Genomic DNA, 6,301 nt, shown 5'->3' with positions numbered 1-6,301 from the left:
CGGATCCTTGGTATCACTGCAACCGGTGCGAAAAAGCCGGACCCGGACACATAGATACACGCCCCAAAAGACCCAATCGTGGAAACCCTTCTCTGGCGCCCAGTTGCGCCATTCTTTTACCTAGTGACTGTCGAACTCGGGTTCAACGGCCGACCCGGCGGATCGGCCAACGCAGGGAAACCGGGGACGCGGCGCGAAATACGAGCCGGACGACCGCCGGGCGAGGGTCAGAGCGCCGGGTGGGTGAAGACTAGCGGATAAGGGGGGTGGCTTTGGTGCCTCGATTGGCGCTCTACCGCGAATGGCGGCCGCAGACCTTCGCCGACGTTGTCGGCCAAGAGCACGTGGTCAGGACCCTCAAGAACGCCCTGGCCACCGGTAATGTGGCCCATGCCTACCTCTTCTGCGGTCCTCGCGGGACGGGCAAGACGACCATCGCCCGCCTCCTGGCCAAGGCCATCAATTGCCGCTCGCCGCGGCACGGTGAACCGTGCAACGCCTGCGATTCCTGCATCGCCGTGGCCCACGCCTCGTCCATCGATGTAATTGAGATCGACGGCGCCTCCTACGGCCTGGTCGACGACATAAGGGACCTCCGCGAGAAGATCCAGATGGCCCCGAGCGGCGGGGGTCGCCGGGTATACATCATCGACGAGGTTCACATGTTAGGCCGCGGAGCTTTCGCCGCCTTGCTGAAGACCATCGAGGAGCCGCCGCCTCACGCCGTCCTCATCCTGGCGACCACCGAGCCGCAGAAGGTCCCGTTGACCATCACCTCCCGCTGCCAGCGTTTCGAGTTCCACCGGCTGACCGTCGGCCAGATTGACGGCCAGCTGCGCAAGGTCCTGGCGGCCGGCAAGGTGTCGGCCGAGGATGAGGTGGCCCGGACCATCGCCCGGAAGGCCGAGGGCTCATTGCGGGACGCCCTCACCCTTCTCGACCAGTGCCTGGCTTTTGCCACCGGGCCATTGACCATGGACGACGTCCGGTCGGTCCTCGGCAGCGTCAAGGACGACGTCCTCTTGACTCTAGCCGGTTACGTCGCCGCGGGCGACCTCCGAGGCTGCCTCGAGACCGTCGCCGCCCTGGTCGACCAGGGCGAGGACCTCAGGCAACTGCTCAAGGACCTAGTCGCCATGTTCCGCGATCTCCTGGTCCTCAGGCTGTCCCCCGATACCCCGGGCCTGACCCTCTCGGCCGACCCGGCCAAGCTGGCCGAAGCGGCGCAAGCCTTGGCGGTCGGACGAATCAGAGCCATTCTCGGCATCCTCCTCGGCCGCGACAACGAAATGCGTTGGTCCGGGCAGCCACGGTTGATCCTGGAGATGGCCCTTCTTGAAGCCGCAGGTCCCGAGCCGGCGGCGACCTCCGAGGTGGAGAACGCTCGAGACGAGGCCCGGGCCGCAGGTGAAGGAACCCCGGCCAAGGCTAGGGGCGCGGGGGCATCTGCGTCACGGGCCAAGCCGGGGGCGAAACGACCATCGAAAGCGGTCGAGCCCGGCGCCAAGGGTTCGCCGCCGGCCGGGGCGGCGGCTCATGCGGCGGCCGCCTCTCCGCCCGGCAAGGCGCCCCCCGCCACGGCCGACCAGCTCGGTCAGGTCCAGGCCAAGTGGACTGAGTTCAGCGACCAACTGAAGAAGAAGAGTGTGTCCACCCACGCCTTGCTGAGAGAGGCCGAACCAGCCGCCTTCGACGGGAGGCAATTGGTCATCGGCTTCAATCACTCGGCCCTTCGTGACCTGGCCTCCAGGGACGAGCACCGCCGGCTGATCGAGGGGCTCCTGTCTGAACTCCTCGGTCAGAAGGTCGCCGTCTCCTGCCGGTTATCTGGTGAAGTCAAGGCCGAGGTCGCGGCCGGTGCGGAGGTCCCGGCCGGGGCCGAACCCGGCCAGGCCGGCAAGGCCGAGGATCCCCTGGTCAAGGCGGCCCGGGAGGTCTTCGGTGACGACGTGGTGGAAGTGGACGACCAAGGCTAGGGGGCGAAGAAACCATGGGCATGAACCTCAACAAGATGATGAAGCAAGTCCAGAAACTGCAGCAGGACATGGCCCGCGCCGAGGAAGAGCTGGCCAGTCGAACCTTCGAGGCGACCGCCGGCGGCGGAGTCGTCGAAGTCACGGTCAACGGCCGCCACGAAGTCACCAAGGTGACTATCAAACCCGAGGTGGTCGATCCCGAGGATGTCGAGATGCTCCAGGACCTCATCCTCGCCGCCGTCAACGAAGCCCTTCGCAAGGCCGACGAGACGGTCAAGTCCGAAATGGCCAAGCTGACCGGCGGGCTCAAGATGCCCGGCATGTTGTGAGGTAGGCCGATGTCCTATTCGCCGGCGCTGGCCCGGCTCATCGACGAACTGGAGAAGCTCCCCGGCATCGGGCCCAAGACCGCCCAGCGGCTGGCCTTCTACCTTCTCTCACGGCCGGTCGAGGATGTCGGGGCCCTCGCGGCGGCGATGGTGACGGCCAAGGAGCGGACGATCAACTGCCGCGTCTGCGGCAACCTGAGCGAGGTCGACCCGTGCCCGATCTGCACCGGTGATGGGCGGGACCGGACGATCATTTGCGTCGTCGAGGAAGCCAGGGACGTCCAGGCCCTCGAACGGACGAGGGAGTACAACGGCCTATATCACGTGCTCGGCGGGGCCATCTCGCCCCTCGACGGGGTCGGCCCGGAGAACCTACGGATCAGGGAACTTCTACGCCGGCTCGAGGGCGGTCGGGTCAAAGAGGTTATCGTCGCCACCGACCCCAACGCCGAGGGCGAGGTCACCGCAATGTACTTGGCCAGGTTGATGAAACCCCTGGAGGTCAGGGTGACGCGGCTGGCCCGCGGTCTGCCGGTCGGCGGTGACCTGGAGTACGCCGACGAGGTCACCCTGGGCAAAGCCCTGGAGGGCCGGCGCGAGCTATGATCTGACGTAGAATGCCGCCGGGCGTGCCCAGTGGGCCGCGGCAAGACCCGGGCGGCCGGCCGACGGTGTTAAGTAACCGCCTTTCTGCACACAATCTCCTCGTGGGACACCCACCTTGGGACAACGGTCGGGGCCGTTGCATATGATGGTGGGCACGTTCCACGAGGAGGCGTTTTTCCAGGATGAGCCCCAATCAGATCCTATCCGCGGTGACCTCGCGGCTCTTCCCCGACGACCACGACAACCAGGTCGGCCGTCCGCCGAGCTTCGGCGACTCGGTCGAGCAGGCCCGCCGGGACTGGCTGGCGGCGAAGTCCTATTTCGAGGCGGTAACCGACCCGGACCTCATCGACCACGCCATCTTCATGCTCGAGGCGACCGAGCGGAAGTACATGTTCCTGATCAAGCGGGCCAAGCTCGAAGGGCTGACCCTGGAGTCCTGACATCCGGGGCGCGACCCGGGTCCCGGGCGCAGTTCGCGGCTCCGACCGCGCCCCCGGCCTCCGGCCCCCGGCCCGTCCGGTCATAAGCTGTCCCCCCTCCCAATAGACTTGAAACGGAGGGGGTGGGGACGTGGACTACAACCTCATCATCGCTTATGCTTTCGGGATCCTTCTCCTGTACTTGGTGGCCCGGCTGCTCCTGGTGCCCCTGCGGTTCCTGGTCTACGCCCTCTACAACGCGGTCATCGGCGGGGTCGCCATCTGGGGGCTCAACCTGGCCGGCCAGTACCTCGGGTTCCGCTTGGCCCTGAACCCGGCAACCGCCCTGGGCGTCGGTTTCCTGGGAGTCCCGGGAGTCATCCTATTGTTCGTCCTCCAACGTGTCTTGGGCTGAAGCCCGCAAGACCGGTCCCCGATCGATATGGCGGCGGATTCTCCATGGGCGGCCCGGCGGCGGGCCGCCCGTCCATTCGGCCGCCGGCCCAAACCATCCCTTGCTTGAGTTTTGGCCGGAATTGGGTTATCTTTAGAAAGGCAAACTGTGGTCGGCGGCCGCACCCCGGCTCATCGCGCGCGCATCGGGAAAGGCGGAAACGAGGAATGGACGAGCTCGAGAAGATCGGCGGGGCCGCCTTTGCGGGGGCAGCGGGGGCGGTCAGGGTGCGCTTCGCCCCCAGCCCGACCGGGTATCTGCACATCGGGGGCGCCCGCACGGCCCTTTTCAACTGGCTCTTCGCCGCCAGGAACGGGGGCCGACTGGTCCTCCGGATCGAAGACACGGACCTGTCCCGCAAGATCGAAGACTCCACCCGTCAGATCACCAGCACCTTGAAGTGGCTCGGCCTGCAATGGGACGAGGGCCCCGGGGTGGGTGGTCCAGTGGGTCCATATTTCCAATCCGAGCGGCTGGCCCTCTACCACCAGGCCGCCGAGACCCTGACGGCCTTGGGCGCGGCCTACGAATGCTTCTGTACCCCCGAGGAACTGGCCGAGCGGCGCGCGGAAGCCCGCCGCCTGGGGCAGGCTCCCCGTTACGACGGGCGATGCCGGGATCTGACCGAAGACGACAAGCGCCGGCTGGCCGCCGATGGTCGCCGGCCGGTCCTCCGGATCAAGGTCCCGACCGAGGGGACGACGGTGGTCGAGGATCTCATCCGCGGGACGGTGGTCTTCGAAAACGCCCTGCTCGACGACTTCGTGATCATGAAGTCCGACGGCACCCCGACCTACAACTTCGCCTGCGTCATCGATGACCACACGATGGGGATCACCCATGTCCTCCGGGCCGATGAGCACCTCTCGAACACGCCCAAGCAGATCGTGGCTTACCGGGCCTTCGGCTGGGACTGCCCGGCCTTCGCCCACGTCCCGATGATCCTCGCCCCCGACCGTTCCAAGCTCAGCAAGCGGCACGGGGCGGCCTCGGTCGAGGAGTTCCAGGAGGCCGGCTACCTTCCCGAAGCCATCGTCAACTATCTGGCCTTCCTGGGTTGGTCACCCGAGGGCGGCGAGGAGGTCCTCCGCCTCGAGGACATGAAGCAGCAGTTCTCCCTCGATCGCGTGTCCAAGAACGCGGCCATTTACGACATCAACAAGCTGACCTGGATGAACGGCCACTACATCCGGACCATCGACCTGGACCGCCTGACCGACGCGGCCCTTCCGTTCATGATCCGAGCCGGCCTGATCGGCGAGCCCGTGACCGAGGATCGCCGGGACTACGTCAAGGCCATCCTGACCAGCCTCCGCGACCGGATCAAGACCCTCGGGGAGTTGCCGGAGGCGGCGGCCTACTTCTTTCGGGACGACTTCGACTACGATCCCAAGGGCGTCCAGAAGTACCTCAGCCAGCCGGACGTGGCGGACCTGCTCGATCAGGCCCGCGAGATCCTGGCCGGACTGGAGCGGTTCGATCAGGAGTCCTGTGAGGCGGCCTATCGTGGGCTCATCGAGGGCCGCGGACTCAAAGGTGGAGCCCTCATTCACCCGACCCGGGTGGCTCTCAGCGGCCGGACCGCCGGCCCGTCGCTCTTCGAAATCCTGGCGCTCCTGGGCCGCGAGCGGACCCTCGGGCGCCTGGCCCGGGCGAGCGCACTGGTGCGTGCCGGCGGACCCTGGCCGGGGAAGCTGTCGAGCGGTTCACCGGGGGCCTGAAGGGTAGCCGGATGGCCGACCGGGATGACGCCAACAATACGATTTGACGGTGGCCGGCGCCGGGCCGAGCTGCCTTGCGCAAACAAAACTCGGGTGCTATAATATAAAAGCGTCGCCGGGGGCGAACCTCGAGCGACGTCACGACGGCGAGAGACAAACAAACGTCGCGATGGCGGAGCGCCAACGAACGAAGGGCAAACGAAGAACGAACTTTGAGCCATTAATATGGAAGTTTTCTGCCGACCCTGGGGAGTGGTCTAATGGTAGGACGACAGACTCTGGATCTGTTTGTGATGGTTCGAATCCATCCTCCCCAGCAGGACCCCCACTCTCGGCAAAAGCCGAGCCAGAAGTAAGGATGATTGACTGGGCGGCCGACTTTACAAGTCGACCGACGTGAGGTATAATTATCAATGCTCGATGGCCCCCTCGTCTAGAGGCCTAGGACATCGCCCTCTCACGGCGGCGACAGGGGTTCGAATCCCCTGGGGGCTACTGGTTCCGGCTTTCAACGAAGCCGATGAGGCTTCTTTTTTGCGCCCCTAACGGTCGCGGGAAACCGAGCGGTTGGAGACGCGAAAAGGCAGAGCGAATAGACCGGAAGGTGTTGGAGAATCTATATTCTGGGTGATTTCGCCGGCCAATCGGACGCGTGTCAATGGACAGTGAATATGTCACCTGTATAAGCGCATAACGGGACTGAGAAAATGTCACCCTCAGCGTTTCCGCGACTGGTTTAGCGTTGGCTCATGAGTTTTTGCCAACCGGGGTTCTTCTGACGTAGATAGGTCTC

General features: G+C 65.4%; 6 protein-coding genes and 2 tRNA genes. All 8 read left to right on the top strand.

The window, feature by feature from the left end; genetic code table 11:
- Positions 1 to 275 precede the first annotated feature (275 nt).
- The 8 genes from dnaX to VGL40_13180 all read left to right on the top strand — a co-directional run bounded on the left by dnaX (position 276) and on the right by VGL40_13180 (position 6,003).
- A complete protein-coding gene (gene dnaX / locus VGL40_13215; GenBank protein HEY3316222.1) occupies positions 276 to 1,976 on the top strand; it encodes a DNA polymerase III subunit gamma/tau in 1,701 nt (566 codons plus the stop codon).
- A gap of 14 nt (positions 1,977 to 1,990) precedes the next feature.
- Positions 1,991 to 2,305 (top strand): YbaB/EbfC family nucleoid-associated protein, encoded by a 315-nt coding sequence (locus tag VGL40_13210; protein HEY3316221.1) that lies wholly within the window; start codon positions 1,991 to 1,993, stop codon positions 2,303 to 2,305.
- Positions 2,306 to 2,314: 9 nt separating this feature from the next.
- Entirely contained in the window at positions 2,315 to 2,911 is a 597-nt protein-coding gene (recR, locus tag VGL40_13205) for a recombination mediator RecR (GenBank protein HEY3316220.1), read from the top strand.
- A gap of 182 nt (positions 2,912 to 3,093) precedes the next feature.
- Positions 3,094 to 3,354, top strand: coding sequence for a YaaL family protein (locus VGL40_13200; protein ID HEY3316219.1), 261 nt, complete (start codon positions 3,094 to 3,096; stop codon positions 3,352 to 3,354).
- A gap of 130 nt (positions 3,355 to 3,484) precedes the next feature.
- A complete protein-coding gene (locus VGL40_13195) occupies positions 3,485 to 3,748 on the top strand; it encodes a pro-sigmaK processing inhibitor BofA family protein (protein HEY3316218.1) in 264 nt (87 codons plus the stop codon).
- Positions 3,749 to 3,954: 206 nt separating this feature from the next.
- Positions 3,955 to 5,508 (top strand): glutamate--tRNA ligase, encoded by a 1,554-nt coding sequence (gltX, locus tag VGL40_13190; GenBank protein ID HEY3316217.1) that lies wholly within the window; start codon positions 3,955 to 3,957, stop codon positions 5,506 to 5,508.
- A gap of 246 nt (positions 5,509 to 5,754) precedes the next feature.
- A tRNA-Gln gene (locus tag VGL40_13185) sits at positions 5,755 to 5,825 on the top strand.
- Positions 5,826 to 5,930: 105 nt separating this feature from the next.
- Positions 5,931 to 6,003, top strand: a tRNA-Glu gene (locus VGL40_13180).
- Positions 6,004 to 6,301 lie beyond the last annotated feature (298 nt).

It is taken from the genome of Bacillota bacterium, assembly GCA_036504675.1.
Lineage (GTDB): Bacteria > Bacillota > Sulfobacillia > JAJYWN01 > JAJZPE01 > DASXUT01.
This window is presented reverse-complemented; position numbering and strand designations above follow the sequence as displayed.

Excerpts from the sequence above, each read along its gene's own strand:
- VGL40_13210 (HEY3316221.1), top strand. The coding sequence starts at position 1,991 with ATGGGCATGAACCTCAACAAGATGATGAAGCAAGTCCAGAAACTGCAG.
- recR (HEY3316220.1), top strand. The coding sequence starts at position 2,315 with ATGTCCTATTCGCCGGCGCTGGCCCGGCTCATCGACGAACTGGAGAAG.
- VGL40_13200 (HEY3316219.1), top strand. The coding sequence starts at position 3,094 with ATGAGCCCCAATCAGATCCTATCCGCGGTGACCTCGCGGCTCTTCCCC.
- gltX (HEY3316217.1), top strand. The coding sequence starts at position 3,955 with ATGGACGAGCTCGAGAAGATCGGCGGGGCCGCCTTTGCGGGGGCAGCG.